Genomic DNA, 16,001 nt, shown 5'->3' on the forward strand with positions numbered 1-16,001 from the left:
AACATGCGCGCCAATTCTTTGCTATCAAGGCTGCGTCGTGTTTTCTGGCACTCCCTCCCCGCGTTCGTCCCTGCTGCTGGCGCTGCTGTTCAGCCCGATGTTGCTGGCGGACGACCTGTTTCTCGACAGCGAGGCCTTGCCGCAAATCCTCACGGCCACGCGCTTGAAACAGTCGCCGGCGGAAGTCCCCGGCAGCATGACCGTGCTCGACAGCGAACTGATCAACGCCAGCGGCGCCCGGGATATCAGCGAACTGCTGCGCCTGGTGCCGGGGATGATGGTCGGCAACATCAGCGGCAATCAGGCGGTGGTGAACTATCACGGCACCAACGCCACCGAAGCACGGCGCATGCAGGTACTGATCGACGGCCGCTCGGTGTACCGCGCCGGCCTGGCCACGGTGGACTGGAGCGACATCCCGGTGGCCATGGAAGACATCGAGCGCATCGAAGTCTTTCGCGGCCCGAACACCGTCAGCTATGGCGCCAACGCGCTGATGGCGGTGGTCAACATCATCACCCGCAACCCGGCCGACAGCCACGGCACACGGTTGAAAATCACCCGTGGCCAACGGGGCATCAACGACTTCTATGCCAGCCAGGGCACAGGCTGGAATGGCGGCGACCTGCGTCTGTCGCTGTCCGGCCAGGAAGATGACGGCTTCGACAGCGACCGCACCGGCGCCGATTACCGCGACAGCCGCCGCTTGAACCGCTTCAGCCTTGCGGTCAGCCAGACCCTCAGCGACAACCAGAGCGTGGACTGGCAACTCAACGCCAAGGACGGGACCAACCAGCGGCCTTACACCTATCGCCCTGTGTTCTCGGGGATTACCGCCGCCGGGAACAATTCCGACGTGATCGCCAAGGATTACGCCGGCTCGGTGCGCTGGAATCTGGACATCAACCCCGATCACAGCCTTTATGTACAAGGCTCGGCGCAACACTGGGATCGCCAGCAGACCTGGCGCGCCTGCGATGCCGAGGTGTCGTTCAGCCCCCAGCTTACGCAGTTGTGGCAACTCAACCCGAACTACACCGAGCAACTGGCGCGCAATATCACCCGCTTCATCGGGCCCGGTGCTGCACCCGGCACACCCACGGAAATGGCCCTGGCCAATCAAGTGCTCGATCAATGGCGCAATGGTGCCAGCCGGACTTTGTGCGGCGACATCGACCAGAGCGCCCGGGAATCGCGCTATGACCTGGAATTACAGGACACCCTCAGCCTGTCCGACAATCTGCGTCTGGTCAGCGGCCTGAACTATCGTTACGACCGGGCCGATTCCGAGACCTATTTCAACGGAACGCTGGACGACACCACGTGGCGTGCGTTCGGCCAACTGGAATGGCGCGCCAGCGAACACTGGCTGTTGCAGGGTGGCGCCATGTTTGAAAACACCCAGTTGATCGGCAGTTCGCTGACACCCAGGTTTGCCGTCAATTACCTGATCAACCCGCGCCACAGCCTGCGTGCGGTGTACTCGGAAGCGATCCGTTCGCCGGATATGTTCGAGAACAACGTCAACTGGAGTTATCAGGTGACCAACCTGCGCCCGTCCGCCTTCGGCCAGTCTTCGGCCCGCTACTTCGTCAAGACCCGGGGCCCCGGCGATCTGGACCAGGAGCACATGCGCTCGCGGGAACTGGGCTACAACGGCTTTTTCCCTGAATGGAGCCTGGCGCTGGACGTGAAGCTGTTCTACGACGAAATCACCGGGATGATCAGCGAGCCGTTGCGCAACAATCAGTACATCGCCAGCAACGCCAACGACTCGCGCTTTCGCGGCACCGAGACCCAGGTGGATTGGCGCCTGAGCGCGGCCGATCGGCTGCGCCTGACTTACGCCTACGTCGACGCCGAGGCGAGCAACCCCCTGGACCAGCAGTTCACCGCGCGCAACAGCGGCTCGGCCGGTTGGCTGCGCGACTGGGGTCAGGGCTGGAACAGCGCCCTCTTCTATTACGGTGACAACGCACTCAACGGCTATCGCTTCGAGCGGGTCGACACGCGCATCGCCAAACGCATCCCGCTGGGCAAGGCCCAACTGCAACTGGCCGGGGTGCTGCAACAGCGTCTGGACAATGAGCCGACCACCTTCGTCGACAACAATTACGACGAACGCCGGGTGATGTATTTCAGCGCCGAGCTGGAGTTCTAGATGCGCTACGCCCTGTCGCGGAAGATGCCAACGGCCGCCCAATGGCTGGCCGGGCTGTGCCTGTTCCTGACAGCCTGGCTGCACGGCGTGGCGGTGCAGGCGGCCGACATTCTGCTGACCGGCGCCGAGGAAAGCCCCGGCGTGCAATCGTTCGTCCAGGCCCTGAGCGAACTGCGCCCCACCGACCGCGTACATTTCCAGCCACTGGCGAGCCTGCCGGCGCCGGGCAAGCTGCCGTCCAGCCTGCGCCTGATTCTGCTGGATCTGCCGAGCCTCGACTGGCGCATGCAGGAACCCCAGGGGCCGGCGACGCTGGTCCTGCGCATCAGCCGCTTGCAGGCCCGACAACGCTTCGGCACTGCGCAACCACCGCACTTGAGTCTGCTGTGGAGCGATCCGCCGCTGAGTCGCCAGTTGCAGTTGATCCGACGGATCCTGCCCCAGGCTCAGCGAGTCGGCGTGCTGTTCGATCAGCACAGCGAGTTCCTGCTCAAGGAGCTGCAATCGGCCGCCCAGCCGCTGAATCTGCAAATCGTCCCGCAGCGCTGGGACAACACCCACGACAGTCGCCCCTTGCAGACTGTGCTGAAAAACAGCGATGTGCTGCTGGGCCTTGACGATCCCGACCTGTACAACCCGAAAACCGCGAAGAACCTGCTGCTCAGCAGCTATTCGCGGCAACTGGCGTTGATCGGCCCGAACGTCTCGTTCGTACGCGCCGGCAGCCTTGCCAGCACTTACAGCGACCAGAGCGATTGGCTGGCGGTGCTCGACGAATTGCTCGACCGCCCACCGGCCACCTGGCCGAGAGCGCTCTATCCCGAGCGTTTTAAAGTATCAAGCAATGCGCAGGTGGCTCGTTCATTAGGGATAGAACCGATGAATGAAGCGTCTGTTGCCGAAGAGCTGGCCCAAGGAGAGCGCCGCCCATGATTTTCCGCCGTTGGGACATCAATACCCGCACCCAGTTGATCAGCCTGGGTCCTGCGCTGTTGCTGACCTTGCTGCTGATCAGTTTTTTCACCTTCGTGCGCATCCAGGATTTGCGTCAGGAGCTGAACCACACCGGTCAACTGATCGCCAACCAGCTCGCACCGGCCACCGAGTACGGGGTGATTTCCGGCAACAACGAAGTGCTGGAAAGCCTGCTCAAAGCCACACTGGCCACGCCGAACGTGCGCTTTCTTGAAGTACAGGACAGCGCCAACCGCATTCTGGCGTATGTCGAACAACCGTCGGACACGCACAAACGCCCACATCAGGTCGAGGTGTTCCAGTCACCGGTGCGGCTGCAGCGGATTGCCCTGCACAATGATTTCTTTCAGGACGGCAAGAGCAGCAACGGCGGCGCCAGCGAGGATTATCTGGGGCGGGTGATCGTCGGTCTGTCCAACGATGCCTTCAGTCAGCGCCAACAGGAAATCCTGCTCAAGGCCGGGATTCTGGCGCTGTTCGCCCTGCTCTTCACGTTTGTCCTCGCACGTCGACTGGCCGGCAGCCTTTCGCAACCGATCCGCGATATCGGCGATGCGGTCAAGGCGATTCAGGACGGCGACTACAAGACCCCGCTGCCAATTGTCGATGACACCGAGCTGGGCGCCCTTTCGCAACACATCAACAATCTGGCCCAGGCGCTGGAACAGGCCAGCCGCGAACAGCATCAGGCCATGGCGCAACTGATCCAGACCCGCGAAGAGGCGGAAAAGGCCAACAACGCCAAATCGGATTTCCTGGCAATGATGAGCCATGAACTGCGCACCCCGATGAACGGTGTACTGGGCATGCTGCAACTACTCGAAACCACCGACATGACCGAGGAGCAGATCGAGTACGCGGCGCTGGCCTCCGAGTCCACCGAGCATTTGCTCAAGGTGATCAACGACATTCTGGATTTCTCGCGCATCGAGCGTTCGGAACTGGAGCTCGAACACATCCCGTTCAATCTCGCCGACCTGATCGGCGCGTGCGCGCAATCGTTCCAGCACAGTGCGGCGCAGCGAGGCCTGGAGTTGCAACTACGGATTCCCGAGGACCTGCGCGGCTTGCAGGTGCAGGGCGACCCGACGCGGATCCGGCAGATTCTGGTCAACCTGGTGGGCAATGCGCTGAAGTTCACCGAACAGGGACGCGTCAGCATCGAGGCGCAGTGGCAGTCGCTGGATCACGAACTGCTGTGGTTCACCTGCTCGGTGCGCGACAGCGGCATCGGGATTTCCTCCGAGAGCCTGGAATTGATGTTCAACGCGTTCCAGCAGGCCGACAGCTCAATTTCGCGTCGCTATGGCGGAACCGGCCTGGGCCTGCCGATCGCCCGCACCCTGGCCGAACGGATGGGCGGCACCTTGCGCGCGCAAAGCGAAGAAGGTCGCGGCTCGGTGTTCACCCTGGAAATTCCGCTGGCTCTATATAAGCAGGCATTGCCTGCACTGGCGGCGCCGCGTGCAATCGATGGCAATGCGCACGGCGAAGGTCGCAATGTCTTGCTGGTGGAGGACAATCCGGTCAACCAGACCGTGATCGAGGCAATGTTGCGCAGTCTGGGCTTCACTGTGAGCGTCGCCACCGATGGCATGCAGGCTGTGCGCAGTGCCGGGGGCAGTCGTTATGAAGCTATCCTGATGGATTGCCGTTTGCCGATCATCGATGGTTACGAGGCGACCCGACAGATCCGGCGCCTGCCCGGCTGTGGTCATGTACCGATCATCGCCCTGACCGCCAACGCGTTGCAGGGTGACCGGGAAAACTGTCTGTCGGCGGGGATGAATGATTACCTGGCCAAGCCGTTCAAACGTAATGACCTGCAGCAGATTCTGCAGCGCTGGGTGCAGTAGGAAGGCCCTTTCGAGCATCTGCGACTGGCGTGAAAAGCGAAAGTGCGGCAGTCTTAGGCACCCGAACGAGCCTCAAAAGGGGCTTGAATAAAAATTTCAGTGCACAAGTGTACATTCATGTCCTTGGTGCTGTGACTTTCACCACAACGCAATAGTCTATGAGTAGGCTGCCGGTTCGAGGCATGAACGCGTCGATCGGTCGGGAAGATTTGCCCCACCTGCCGCATGGGATTATTGAGGAGCTCGCATGACCAAACAAAACGCCTTTACTCGGGAAGACCTGCTGCGCTGCAGTCGCGGTGAGCTGTTCGGCCCAGGTAACGCGCAACTGCCCGCCCCGAACATGCTGATGGTGGATCGCATCACCCTGATCAGCGAAGAAGGCGGCAAGTACGGCAAAGGTGAATTGGTCGCCGAGCTGGATATCAACCCTGACCTGTGGTTCTTCGCTTGCCACTTCGAGGGTGATCCGGTAATGCCGGGCTGCCTGGGTCTGGACGCCATGTGGCAACTGGTCGGTTTCTTCCTGGGCTGGCAAGGCCTGCCGGGCCGCGGCCGTGCGCTGGGTTCGGGCGAAGTGAAATTCTTCGGCCAGGTTCTGCCGACCGCCAAGAAAGTCACCTACAACATTCATATCAAGCGCGTCCTCAAAGGCAAGCTGAACCTGGCCATCGCCGACGGTTCGGTGACTGTCGACGGTCGCGAAATCTACACCGCCGAAGGCCTTCGCGTCGGCGTGTTCACCTCCACTGACAACTTCTAAGGGTTATTCGCATGCGCCGCGTCGTTATCACTGGTCTGGGCATTGTTTCGTGCCTGGGCAATGACAAAGAGACCGTCTCCGCTAACCTGCGTGCAAGCCGCCCTGGCATCCGGTTCAACCCGGAATATGCCGAAATGGGTCTGCGTAGCCAGGTTTCCGGCTCCATCGACCTCAACCTTGAAGAACTGATCGATCGCAAGATCTATCGCTTCGTCGGCCACGCAGCGGCTTACGCCTACCTGGCCATGAAAGACGCCATCACCGATTCCGGTCTGACCGAAGAGCAGGTGTCCAACCCGCGTACCGGCCTGATCGCAGGTTCCGGTGGTGCGTCGACCCTGAACCAGATGGAAGCGCTGGACATCCTGCGCGAGAAAGGCGTCAAGCGCGTCGGCCCATACCGCGTCACGCGGACCATGAGCAGCACCGTTTCGGCGTGCCTGGCCACTCCGTTCAAGATCAAGGGCCTGAACTACTCCATCGCTTCTGCCTGCGCCACCAGTGCTCACTGCATCGGTACCGCCATGGAACAGATCCAGATGGGCAAGCAGGACATCGTGTTCGCCGGTGGCGGTGAAGAGGAGCACTGGAGCCAGTCGTTCCTGTTCGACGCAATGGGCGCCCTGTCCAGCAAGCGCAACGACACCCCGGAAAAAGCCTCCCGTGCCTACGACGCCGACCGTGACGGTTTCGTCATCGCCGGTGGTGGCGGCATGGTCGTGGTCGAGGAGCTGGAGCACGCTCTGGCCCGCGGCGCGAAGATCTACGCGGAAATCGTTGGCTACGGCGCGACGTCCGACGGCTACGACATGGTGGCTCCAAGCGGCGAAGGCGCCATCCGCTGCATGCAGATGGCAATGTCCACCGTCGACACCCCGATCGACTACCTGAACACCCACGGCACCTCGACTCCGGTCGGCGACGTCGCGGAAATGAAAGGTGTGCGTGAAGTGTTCGGCGACAAGGCCCCGGCCATCAGCTCCACCAAGAGCCTGTCGGGTCACTCCCTGGGCGCCGCCGGCGTTCACGAAGCGATCTACTGCATGCTGATGATGGAAGGCAACTTCATCGCCGGTTCCGCCAACATCGACGAGCTGGACCCTGAAGTGGCCGATCTGCCGGTGCTGACCAAGACCCGCGAAAACGCCACCATCAACACCGTGATGAGCAACAGCTTCGGCTTCGGTGGCACCAACGCCACCCTCGTGCTGAAGCGCTGGGAAGGCAAGTAATTCCCTTCCGCTGAGCCTCACATGAAAACGCCCCGACTGGTTCGGGGCGTTTTTTTTCGCCTGGAGAAAAGTGTTTTTCAGCCGCGCCAAGATGAAACTTCTGTCATGCAACTTACTGCCCTGCGACCGAATGTCGCGTATTTGGCGGGCTCCAGGACTGTTGCAGATTTCGCAAGGATACATTGCACGAATCAAGCGTTTACTTAGCAGGCTAACAAATTCTATAACAGAGCCCTGCACACGCCTTGCTGCAGATAACAGAGATTGGAGCTAGCAGATGACTGTAAAAGTAACTGAACGCGACGATTCACACATGTCCCATGAAGGCGTAGCCGCCGGTGTACGGATCTGGGATGTGCATCAACAAGACTTGCTGGTCGGCATGTTCCATAACGAGATCGACGCCCACAACTACAAGGCCGAACTGGAACTGCTCGAACGGCAACGTGACCAACGCTCTGCCTGAATCAAACCACAGCATTGAAAACGACAAACCCCGCCATGAGCGGGGTTTGTCGTTATTGGGTGCTTCAGGGCCGCGTCGCGGCCCGACGGAGCCCGATTACCACATCAGATCATCAGGGATCACATAAGCCGCGTACGGATCGTCCTCGGCATTGACCTCTTCAACCTTCTCGTTGAGCTGCACGATGCGCTGCGGATCACGCTCCTGAATCTTCAGGGCCGCCTCACGAGGAATCACTTCGTAGCCGCCTGCATGGTGCACGATCGCCAGCGAACCGCTGCTGAGCTTGTTGCGCATCAGCGTGTTGACCGAGATGCGCTTGACCTTCTTGTCGTCGACGAAGTTGTAGTAGTCCTCGGTGGTCAGCTTCGGCAGACGCGAGACTTCGATCAACTGCTTGACCTGCGCGGCGCGGGCCTTGGCCTCGGCCTTCTCCTGCTGCTGACGGTTCAGCTCCTGGTCGCGCTTGACCTTCTCGGCCTGAGCTTCCTGGGCAGCGCGCTGCTGGGAGTCGTCCAGTTCGATCTGGCCTTTGTGGGCCAGACGCTGTTGTTTCTGCTTGTCTTTGCTGACCTGTTTGGCCTGCTTTTGGTTGACCAGTCCTGCCTTGAGCAACTGGTCGCGAAGGGAAAGGCTCATTGATGCTTACTCACTTGGGCAACGGCTCAGCCGCAGCTGGGCAAATTCTTTTCCTGACGTTTGGCTTCACCCCACAGGGCGTCCAACTCTTCGAGGGTGCAATCTTCTATGGGTCGGTGGGTGTCGCGCAATGCCTGTTCGATAAATCGGAAACGTCTTTCGAACTTGCCGTTGGCGCCACGCAGCGCGGTTTCCGGATCGACCTTCAGATGCCGGGCCAGATTGACCACGGAAAACAGCAGGTCGCCGATCTCGTCCGCCACCGCTTGCGGGTCATTCTCGGACATGGCTTCGAGCACTTCATCGAGCTCTTCACGCACCTTGTCCAGCACCGGCAAGGCATCCGGCCAGTCGAAACCGACCTGCCCTGCGCGCTTCTGCAACTTGGCCGAGCGGGACAGTGCCGGCAATGCGGCGGGCACATCGTCGAGCAGCGACAGTTGCTGCGGCGCGGCGGATTTCTCGGCACGCTCTTCGGCCTTGATCTCCTCCCAGCGCTGCTTGACCTGCTCTTCGTTCAGGCGCGGCACGTCCAGCGGCGCATACAGATCGCCAGTGGGGAACACGTGCGGATGACGACGGATCAGTTTGCGGGTGATGCTGTCGACCACCCCGGCAAACTCGAACCGCCCTTCTTCCCGCGCCAGCTGGCTGTAATACACCACCTGGAACAGCAGATCGCCCAACTCACCCTGCAAGTGATCGAAGTCGCCGCGCTCGATGGCGTCGGCGACTTCGTAGGCTTCCTCGAGAGTGTGCGGGACGATGGTCGCGTAAGTCTGCTTGATGTCCCACGGGCAACCGAACTGCGGGTCGCGCAGGCGGTTCATCAGGTGCAACAGGTCTTCAAGGCTGTAGATCGATTTCATGGAGTCCGGTTACGCCGCGTCTCGATGATGTTCGGCAACTGGGAAATCCGCCCCAGCAACCGCCCCAGTGCGTCCAGCCCCGGAATCTCGATGGTCAGGGACATCAGCGCCGTGTTGTCCTCCTTGTTCGAGCGGGTGTTGACCGCCAGCACGTTGATCCGCTCGTTGAGCAGCACCTGCGAAACGTCGCGCAGCAGACCGGAACGGTCGTAGGCGCGGATGACGATGTCCACCGGATAGGTGAGCACCGGCACCGGGCCCCAACTGACCTGGATGATCCGCTCCGGCTCGCGACCGGACAGTTGCAGCACCGAGGCGCAGTCCTGGCGGTGAATGCTCACGCCGCGACCCTGGGTGATGTAACCGACGATCGCATCGCCCGGCAACGGCTGGCAGCAGCCGGCCATCTGGGTCATCAGGTTGCCGACGCCCTGGATCTGAATGTCGCCGCGCTTGCCCGGCTTGTAGCCGGTGGCCTTGCGCGGAATCAGTTCCAGCTGTTCGTTGCCACGTTCCGGCTCGACCAGTTGTTGCGCCAGGTTGACCAGTTGCGCCAGACGCAGGTCGCCGGCACCGAGGGCGGCGAACATGTCTTCGGCGGTTTTCATATTGGCCTTGTCGGCCAGCTTGTCGAAATCCACCGCCGGCAGACCGAGGCGATTGAGTTCGCGCTCGATCAGGGTCTTGCCGGCTGCGACGTTCTGATCGCGAGCCTGCAACTTGAACCAGTGAACGATCTTCGCCCGCGCCCGGGACGTGGTGACGTAACCGAGGTTCGAGTTCAGCCAGTCGCGGCTCGGCGTACCGTGCTTGCTGGTGATGATCTCGACCTGCTCGCCGGTCTGCAGGCTGTAGTTGAGCGGTACGATCCGCCCGTTGATCTTGGCGCCACGGCAGTTGTGACCGATTTCGGTGTGCACGCGGTAAGCGAAGTCCAGCGGGGTCGCGCCCTTCGGCAAATCGATGGCGTGACCGTCCGGGGTGAAGATGTAGACCCGGTCCGGTTCGATATCGACCCGCAACTGTTCGGCCAGACCACCGATGTCGCCCAGTTCTTCGTGCCACTCGAGCACCTGACGCAGCCAGGAGATTTTCTCTTCGTAATGGTTCGAGCCGGATTTGACGTCAGTGCCCTTGTAGCGCCAGTGCGCGCAGACGCCGAGTTCGGCTTCTTCGTGCATCGAATGGGTACGGATCTGGACTTCCAGCACCTTGCCTTCCGGGCCGATCACCGCCGTGTGCAACGAGCGGTAGCCGTTCTCTTTCGGGTTGGCGATGTAGTCGTCGAACTCTTTCGGAATGTGCCGCCACAGGGTGTGGACAATGCCGAGCGCGGTGTAGCAGTCGCGCATTTCCGGCACCAGCACGCGCACTGCGCGCACGTCGTAGATCTGGCTGAACTCCAGACCCTTGCGCTGCATTTTGCGCCAGATCGAATAGATGTGTTTGGCGCGGCCGCTGATGTCGGCGTCGACGCCGGTGGCCTGCAATTCGTCCTTGAGCTGGGTCATCACGTCGGCGATGAAACGCTCACGGTCTAGTCGCCGCTCGTGCAGCAGCTTGGCAATCTGTTTGTATTGGTCGGGTTCCAGGTAACGGAAGGACAAGTCCTCCAGCTCCCACTTGATATGGCCGATGCCGAGTCGGTGGGCGAGCGGCGCATAGATGTCGAAGACTTCCCGGGCGACCCGGTTGCGCTTTTCGTCGTCGGCGGTTTTCACCGCGCGGATCGCACAGGTGCGTTCGGCGAGTTTGATCAGTGCGACGCGTACGTCGTCGACCATCGCCACCAGCATCTTGCGCAGGTTTTCCACCTGGCCCTGAGTGCCCATCACCATCGATTGGCGCGGACTGAGACTGGCGCTGATCGCGGCCATGCGCTGCACGCCGTCAATCAGTTTGGCGACCACCGGGCCGAAGCGCTGGCTGACCGCTGCCAGCTCGATCTGGCCTTCGCGCACGCCACGGTAAAGTACCGCCGCGACCAGCGAATCCTGATCCAGCTTGAGATCAGCAAGAATCTCGGCGATTTCGAGGCCGGTGCTGAAACTGCCGCTGCCTTCGGTCCAGAGATTCTTCGCTGCATTGGACTGTTGCTCGGCCTGTCGAGCGAACTCACAGGCTTCTTTCAAGGCTTCGCGATCCAGTGCCAGATCGACACTGACCGCATGATCGAGCCAAGCCTCGAGATTGATACTGCCGTCGGTGTTGATCGGCTGGTGTGCTCTCACCTGTACCATCTTGCTTTACCTTCCCTACGACGCAGATTCAATGCGTCAAATCACTGACCTGTATTGCCCGTTCGCACTCGCGGGGCTAAGACGAGCGCTGCACGGGCGGACCAGTCGGATCAGACGAGCCATCCTAGCTCGCTTCAAATAACGCCATGGCCTCGACATGTGCCGTCTGAGGAAACATATCGAGAATCCCGGCACGTTTTAACCGGTAGCCCTGCTTGATCAATTCGACCGTATCGCGCGCCAGAGTTGCAGGGTTGCACGACACATACACCAACCGCTCGGCACCCAGGGTCGCGAGCTTGCGCACCACCTCGAAAGCACCGTCACGCGGTGGGTCCAAGAGTACCGCAGAAAAGCCGTTTCCGATCCACTCGGCATCGGTCAAAGGCTGGGATAAATCGGCCTGAAAAAACTTTGTGTTATGCAAATTGTTGCTAGCGGCATTCGCCGCAGCGCGATCGACCATGGTCTGCACGCCTTCGACCGCTACAACTTCGCGCACGGCCTTGGCCAGCGGCAAGGCAAAATTGCCGAGCCCGCAGAACAGGTCGAGCACGCGCTCATCAGCGGTCGGTTTCAACCACTCCAGGGCCTGGGCAACCATGGCTTCGTTGACCCCGGCGTTGACCTGGATGAAATCTCCCGGCCGCCAATCCAGTTCCAGATCCCACGGCTCCAGGCGATAGCCCAGCGCCTGCGTGGCATCGACCGGTTGCGGCCCGTCTTCGCCGTGCAGCCACAACTGCGCCTGATGGAATGCGCAGAAATCCTTGAGGATCGTCAGGTCAGCCTCGGACAGCGGCGCCATGTGACGCAGCAAAACCGCCAGGGACGAGCCACTGAACAATTCGACATGCCCCAGCGCCTGAGGTTTGCTCAGGCGACGGAGCATCTCCGGCAAACGGGTCATGATCGGTTGCAAGGGCTGTACCAGCACCGGGCATTCGCTGATCGCCACGATGTCCTGACTGCCGGCGGCGCGGAAACCGACTTCAAGCGTTTTGGCCTTGCTGTCCCAGCGCACGGCCACCCGGGCGCGGCGACGGTAGCCGAATTCCGGACCGGTCAACGGTGCAGCCCATTCTTCAGGCTCGGCACCGGCGACGCGTGAAAGCTGTTCGGCGAGCATGCGCTGTTTCAGGGCAAGCTGTTCGTCGTGGGGCAAATGCTGAACGCTGCAACCGCCGCAACGACCGGCGTGCTGACAAGCTGCCGGGCGGCGCAATTCGCTGGCGGTGAACACACGTTCGGTACGCGCCTCGACCACTTTGCCGTGGGCGCCGAGCACCCGCGCCTCGACCTCTTCACCCGCCAGGGCGCCGAGTACGAACCAGGTTTTTCCTTCAAAAAACGCGATGCCGCGACCGTCATTGGCCAGGCGCTCGATCTTCAAGCGCTGCTTTTTGCCGGTCGGGATTTGCGGAGCCTTGCTGCCGCCGGTGGGCTGGAAGCGCAGGCCTCTCTCGTGCTTGGCCATCAGTTGGGCGCGTCGAAAATGCCGGTCGACAGGTATCGGTCGCCACGGTCACAGATGATCGCGACGATCACCGCGTTTTCAACTTCTTTGGACAGGCGCAGCATCGCTGCCACCGCACCGCCCGAGGACACGCCGCAGAAGATGCCTTCTTCGCGGGCCAGACGACGGGTGACGTCTTCGGCTTCGCTTTGCGCCATGTCGACAATGCGATCGACCCGATCGGCCTGATAGATCTTCGGCAGGTATTCCTGCGGCCAGCGGCGGATACCGGGAATGGCCGAGCCTTCCATCGGTTGCAGGCCGATGATCTGCACGTTGTCGCTCTGCTCTTTCAGGTAGCGCGACACGCCCATGATGGTCCCGGTGGTCCCCATGGAGCTGACGAAATGCGTGATGGTGCCCTGGGTCTGACGCCAGATTTCCGGGCCGGTGGTGGTGTAGTGCGCTTCAGGATTGTCGCCGTTGGCGAACTGATCCAGCACCTTGCCACGGCCTTCGGCTTCCATCCGCTGAGCAAGATCGCGAGCGCCTTCCATGCCCTCTTCCTGGCTGACCAGAATCAGCTCCGCGCCATAAGCGGTCATCGCCGCTTTACGCTCGGCGCTGGAGTTGTCCGGCATGATCAGGATCATCTTGTAACCCTTGATCGCGGCAGCCATTGCCAACGCGATCCCGGTGTTGCCCGAGGTCGCTTCGATCAGCGTATCGCCGGCGTGGATCTGCCCGCGCAACTCGGCACGGGTGATCATCGACAGCGCCGGACGATCCTTCACCGAACCCGCAGGGTTATTCCCTTCGAGCTTGAGCAATAGGGTGTTGCTGGTGACACCGGGCAGGCGCTGCAAACGCACCAGCGGCGTGTTGCCGACGCAATCGGCGATGGTTGGGTACTGCAAGGTCATGGCGTTTTTCGCAATCCGGACAGCGGGGGCGCCTATCATACCGGCAAACCTGCGCGGCCCATATCACGCAAAGTGTGGTGCTTATGGTTTCTTGGAATAAGCAGTAAAAGTCTTACCAGTGGTGAGACTTTTGTGCCGCTCACACAATTTGCGGGCGACACACATCTACGGTGGGAGCCGGCTTGCCAGCGAAGGAGTCGGAATGGGCGGCGCTATCATCGGCCACCAACCGCAAATTCAAGCGCAATCCCGACGGGCCGTTCTCAGCCCAAAGGCTCCCGCCCTGCCGCTGCACCGCATTCCTCGCAATGCTCAGCCCCAAACCAAATCCACCGTCCCCCGGCCGCGAGCCGTCGAGTCGGGTGAACGGCGAGAAGATCCGTTCCAGATCCGCCTCGGCGACACCGCCGCCCTCGTCCTCCAGCCATAGATGCCAGTAGTCCCCGTCACGCCGACCATCCAGCCGCACGATGCCGTCCGGTGGCGAATGACGAATCGCATTGCGCAGGATGTTTTCCAGTGCCTGGGCCAGGGTATTGAGATTGCCGCGCACCCAGCACGATGCATCCACCGCACATTGCAACTGGCCCACCGGACAGCAACTTTCGTAACAGGCATTTTCCGTGAGCATTTCCCACAGGGCCTGGATCTGGATCGCCTCGTCCGGCAGCGGTGCGCGTTCGGTTTCGAGCCAGGCCAGTTGCAGGGTGTCTTCCACCAATCGCTGCATGCCATCGACTTCGCGGCCAATGCGTTCGCGCAACGGCAACAGATCCTGTTCGCTTTCGCTGGCCACTCGCAGGCGACTCAGGGGGGTGCGCAATTCGTGGGACAGGTCGCGCAACAATTGCTGTTGCAGAGCAACGGTCGATTGCAGCCGTTCGGACATCGAGTCGAAGGCCCGGGCCAATTCACCGAGTTCGTCCGGGCGCTGGGTGATGCCGCTCGACAGGCGCACATTCAATTGATCGGCACGCCATGCGTTGGCCTGCTCGCGCAGGTTGTTCAGCGGCACCACCAGCAAGCGATACAGGCCCACGCACAGCAGCAGGGTGAACAGACCGGGAATCACTCCGTTGGTGATCACCCGCCAGAACACTCGGTATTTGCCCGGCAGGAATCGTTCAGGCAGCTCGATGACCAGGCTGCCGGCGGAGGGTTCTGCGGGAAAGGGAACACGCAGCCACGGCCGGCCTTTCTTGTGAATCGGCCAGTCGAGCCCGCGCAGAAAGGTCAGGTGCTGGATTTCCTGTTCGTTCAACGGATCGTTGCTCAACGACTGCAGGTTGCCGTCGATCACGCCGACCCAACCGGCTTCGCGCAATTCCATGCTCTGCAACCAACGGTCGACACCGTCTCGCCGATCGCGCCGCCATGCTTCTTCGGCTTCGGCGGCATAACGCGTGAGCGTGCCGCGAGCCTCGTCGGAGAGGAACTGATTGCGCTCCTCCATATAACGGCCCCAGGACCAGCTCAGCCAGATCATCAACAAACAGAACGCCACCAGCAGACAGGCCAGTTTCCAGAACAGTGAATGCCGGCCCGGCAGGTCAGACACCTTCATCGATGGCGCTCAGAACATAGCCCTTGCCCCACACCGTGCGCACTTCCCGCTCGGTGTAGCCGATCGATTTGAGTTTGCGGCGGATCTGGCTGATGTGCATGTCGAGGCTGCGATCGTGGGCCGCGTAGCCACGCTGAAGAACATGCTGATAAAGGAAGGCTTTGCTCAGCACCTCTTCATCATTGCGATTGAGGGTTTCCAGCAAGCGGTATTCGCTACGGGTCAGGCCGGCCGGTTGATTGTGATAGGACACTTCGCACTGCTCATCGTCGAAATGCAGACCACCCGCCACAACCGGCTCAACGCTGACGGCCGGACGCCGATCGAGGGCGACCCTGCGCAGGATCGCTTCGATCCGCACATGCAGCTCGGCCATGCTGAACGGCTTGGGCAGATAGTCGTCAGCCCCCAGGCGAAAACCGCTGATGCGATCGGCCTCGGCCCCCAGCGCCGACATCAACAGCACCGGCGTGGAATGACTCTGGCGCAGCTGCGTCAGCACGTTCAGACCGTCGAGGCCCGGCAACAGAATGTCCATCAACACCACATCGAATGGCTGGCGCCGGGCGATGCTCAGGCCCTCGCTGCCGTTCTGGCACCAGGTGACCTGGAAGCCGCTGCGTCCCAATTGTTCGTGAACATAGGCACCGAGCACAGGATCGTCCTCGATGGAAAGAATGCGTGGCTGGCCAACAGAGACAGGAGTCATGACTATCTGCAAATAATTCTCAGTTGGGCGATTATTCAAGATTGCCCGCCGCCCGGCAACCCAAGGTTGACCTGTCGGACAAATGACCGGTGCCGAAACGACGGATCACGACATGATTTTTCCCGGGAATGCCCGCAAGCAAATCGCT

The 16,001-nt window shown here is 61.2% G+C and carries 13 protein-coding genes; 6 read left to right on the plus strand and 7 right to left on the minus strand.

All coding sequences use genetic code 11. From position 1 onward, the window contains the following. Positions 1 to 97 precede the first annotated feature (97 nt). The 6 genes from AC07VV_RS30125 to AC07VV_RS30150 all read left to right on the plus strand — a co-directional run bounded on the left by AC07VV_RS30125 (position 98) and on the right by AC07VV_RS30150 (position 7,453). The gene (locus AC07VV_RS30125; protein WP_495038329.1) at positions 98 to 2,161 is read left to right on the plus strand and encodes a TonB-dependent receptor plug domain-containing protein; all 2,064 of its coding nucleotides are present in this window, start codon (positions 98 to 100) and stop codon (positions 2,159 to 2,161) included. Further along, positions 2,162 to 3,094 (plus strand): ABC transporter substrate-binding protein, encoded by a 933-nt coding sequence (locus AC07VV_RS30130; RefSeq protein WP_192558734.1) that lies wholly within the window; start codon positions 2,162 to 2,164, stop codon positions 3,092 to 3,094. Beyond that, a complete protein-coding gene (locus AC07VV_RS30135; RefSeq protein WP_495038314.1) occupies positions 3,091 to 4,992 on the plus strand; it encodes an ATP-binding protein in 1,902 nt (633 codons plus the stop codon). Before AC07VV_RS30130 ends, AC07VV_RS30135 begins: the two co-directional genes overlap by 4 nt. 247 nt (positions 4,993 to 5,239) lie before the next feature. Beyond that, positions 5,240 to 5,755 (plus strand): 3-hydroxyacyl-[acyl-carrier-protein] dehydratase FabA, encoded by a 516-nt coding sequence (fabA, locus tag AC07VV_RS30140; RefSeq protein WP_003227150.1) that lies wholly within the window; start codon positions 5,240 to 5,242, stop codon positions 5,753 to 5,755. Positions 5,756 to 5,766: 11 nt separating this feature from the next. Continuing rightward, entirely contained in the window at positions 5,767 to 6,987 is a 1,221-nt protein-coding gene (gene fabB / locus AC07VV_RS30145) for a beta-ketoacyl-ACP synthase I (RefSeq protein ID WP_096818004.1), read from the plus strand. Between the two features lie 277 nt (positions 6,988 to 7,264). Then, positions 7,265 to 7,453 (plus strand): hypothetical protein, encoded by a 189-nt coding sequence (locus AC07VV_RS30150; RefSeq protein ID WP_096818006.1) that lies wholly within the window; start codon positions 7,265 to 7,267, stop codon positions 7,451 to 7,453. Positions 7,454 to 7,549: 96 nt separating this feature from the next. On the opposite strand, the gene AC07VV_RS30155 is transcribed toward AC07VV_RS30150, so the two are convergent. From AC07VV_RS30155 to AC07VV_RS30185, 7 genes are all read right to left on the minus strand, one after another. Beyond that, positions 7,550 to 8,092 (minus strand): DUF2058 domain-containing protein, encoded by a 543-nt coding sequence (locus AC07VV_RS30155; RefSeq protein WP_007957793.1) that lies wholly within the window; start codon positions 8,090 to 8,092, stop codon positions 7,550 to 7,552. 26 nt (positions 8,093 to 8,118) lie between these two features. Continuing rightward, the gene (mazG, locus tag AC07VV_RS30160; protein ID WP_493158116.1) at positions 8,119 to 8,952 is read right to left on the minus strand and encodes a nucleoside triphosphate pyrophosphohydrolase; all 834 of its coding nucleotides are present in this window, start codon (positions 8,950 to 8,952) and stop codon (positions 8,119 to 8,121) included. A 5-nt stretch (positions 8,953 to 8,957) separates the two neighbouring features. Continuing rightward, positions 8,958 to 11,201, minus strand: coding sequence for a GTP diphosphokinase (relA, locus tag AC07VV_RS30165; RefSeq protein WP_096818008.1), 2,244 nt, complete (start codon positions 11,199 to 11,201; stop codon positions 8,958 to 8,960). Between the two features lie 124 nt (positions 11,202 to 11,325). Further along, on the minus strand, positions 11,326 to 12,678 hold the full coding sequence (rlmD, locus tag AC07VV_RS30170; protein WP_495038315.1) for a 23S rRNA (uracil(1939)-C(5))-methyltransferase RlmD: 1,353 nt from the start codon (positions 12,676 to 12,678) through the stop codon (positions 11,326 to 11,328). Continuing rightward, positions 12,678 to 13,580, minus strand: coding sequence for a cysteine synthase CysM (gene cysM, locus AC07VV_RS30175; RefSeq protein ID WP_495038330.1), 903 nt, complete (start codon positions 13,578 to 13,580; stop codon positions 12,678 to 12,680). The genes rlmD and cysM overlap by 1 nt, the downstream gene beginning before the upstream one ends. A gap of 139 nt (positions 13,581 to 13,719) precedes the next feature. Further along, the gene (locus tag AC07VV_RS30180; protein ID WP_495038316.1) at positions 13,720 to 15,144 is read right to left on the minus strand and encodes a histidine kinase sensor domain-containing protein; all 1,425 of its coding nucleotides are present in this window, start codon (positions 15,142 to 15,144) and stop codon (positions 13,720 to 13,722) included. Further along, the gene (locus tag AC07VV_RS30185; protein ID WP_495038317.1) at positions 15,131 to 15,853 is read right to left on the minus strand and encodes a response regulator transcription factor; all 723 of its coding nucleotides are present in this window, start codon (positions 15,851 to 15,853) and stop codon (positions 15,131 to 15,133) included. The genes AC07VV_RS30180 and AC07VV_RS30185 overlap by 14 nt, the downstream gene beginning before the upstream one ends. Positions 15,854 to 16,001: the final 148 nt, after the last annotated feature.

Source organism: Pseudomonas sp. GW821-FHT02C04 (assembly GCF_059421845.1).

Excerpts from the sequence above, each read along its gene's own strand:
- AC07VV_RS30125 (WP_495038329.1), top strand. The coding sequence starts at position 98 with ATGTTGCTGGCGGACGACCTGTTTCTCGACAGCGAGGCCTTGCCGCAA.
- AC07VV_RS30130 (WP_192558734.1), top strand. The coding sequence starts at position 2,162 with ATGCGCTACGCCCTGTCGCGGAAGATGCCAACGGCCGCCCAATGGCTG.
- AC07VV_RS30135 (WP_495038314.1), top strand. The coding sequence starts at position 3,091 with ATGATTTTCCGCCGTTGGGACATCAATACCCGCACCCAGTTGATCAGC.
- fabA (WP_003227150.1), top strand. The coding sequence starts at position 5,240 with ATGACCAAACAAAACGCCTTTACTCGGGAAGACCTGCTGCGCTGCAGT.
- fabB (WP_096818004.1), top strand. The coding sequence starts at position 5,767 with ATGCGCCGCGTCGTTATCACTGGTCTGGGCATTGTTTCGTGCCTGGGC.
- AC07VV_RS30150 (WP_096818006.1), top strand. The coding sequence starts at position 7,265 with ATGACTGTAAAAGTAACTGAACGCGACGATTCACACATGTCCCATGAA.
- AC07VV_RS30155 (WP_007957793.1), bottom strand. The coding sequence starts at position 8,092 with ATGAGCCTTTCCCTTCGCGACCAGTTGCTCAAGGCAGGACTGGTCAAC.
- relA (WP_096818008.1), bottom strand. The coding sequence starts at position 11,201 with ATGGTACAGGTGAGAGCACACCAGCCGATCAACACCGACGGCAGTATC.
- rlmD (WP_495038315.1), bottom strand. The coding sequence starts at position 12,678 with ATGGCCAAGCACGAGAGAGGCCTGCGCTTCCAGCCCACCGGCGGCAGC.
- cysM (WP_495038330.1), bottom strand. The coding sequence starts at position 13,580 with ATGACCTTGCAGTACCCAACCATCGCCGATTGCGTCGGCAACACGCCG.
- AC07VV_RS30180 (WP_495038316.1), bottom strand. The coding sequence starts at position 15,144 with ATGAAGGTGTCTGACCTGCCGGGCCGGCATTCACTGTTCTGGAAACTG.
- AC07VV_RS30185 (WP_495038317.1), bottom strand. The coding sequence starts at position 15,853 with ATGACTCCTGTCTCTGTTGGCCAGCCACGCATTCTTTCCATCGAGGAC.